Here is a 664-nt window from a genome sequence, read left to right as displayed (position 1 = left end):
GCTATCAACAAGATTAGGTTCTGGCTCATTACTTTGAAGCTTATGGTGAAGATCCTAAAACCATCACTGGCTTTTACCCGCTCAACCAAGGACACGATGCCCTTCTTGCTCGTACTTCTCTCATCGAGTCCGCACAAAAAAGCTTGGATCTTCAGTACTATATTTATCGCGGTGACGAAACCAGCCAGCTGATCACTTGGCGTTTGTACGAAGCAGCCAAACGAGGCGTCAGAATCCGACTGCTGCTTGATGACATGCAAAAACGCAACGACAACGTCATGGCGGCTCTAAATGCGCACCCCAATATTGAGATACGCCTGTTCAATCCTCATCAATACCGCTCTGCACGAATCTTTGCGTTAACCAGTGACTTCGAACGTCTGAACCGCAGAATGCACAATAAATCGCTGATTGCTGACAGTGGCTCTGCGATTGTCGGTGGACGAAATATTGGTAACGAGTATTTCTCTTTTGAATCAGAAGTAGAGTTCGGCGACTTCGATTTACTGCTCTACGGGGAAGCCGTGCAGCAAACGGCGGATCAGTTTGATCTTTATTGGAACAGCGTACACGCCGTGCCGATGGAGTGGATATCGCCAGAATCTCAAAGCGTCTCCGATGCCGCGATTCAAAAACAAGTCACCAAACTGAACTTGCAAGAAAA

At 47.4% G+C, this 664-nt stretch carries 1 pseudogene; it reads left to right on the top strand.

The annotated features are described in order from the left end of the window. Positions 1-20: 20 nt before the first annotated feature. Positions 21-664 (top strand): annotated as a pseudogene (locus R7R24_RS27470) (phospholipase D-like domain-containing protein); the annotation flags it as partial.

The sequence above is a fragment of the Vibrio sp. 704 genome (assembly GCF_033339295.1).
This window is presented reverse-complemented; position numbering and strand designations above follow the sequence as displayed.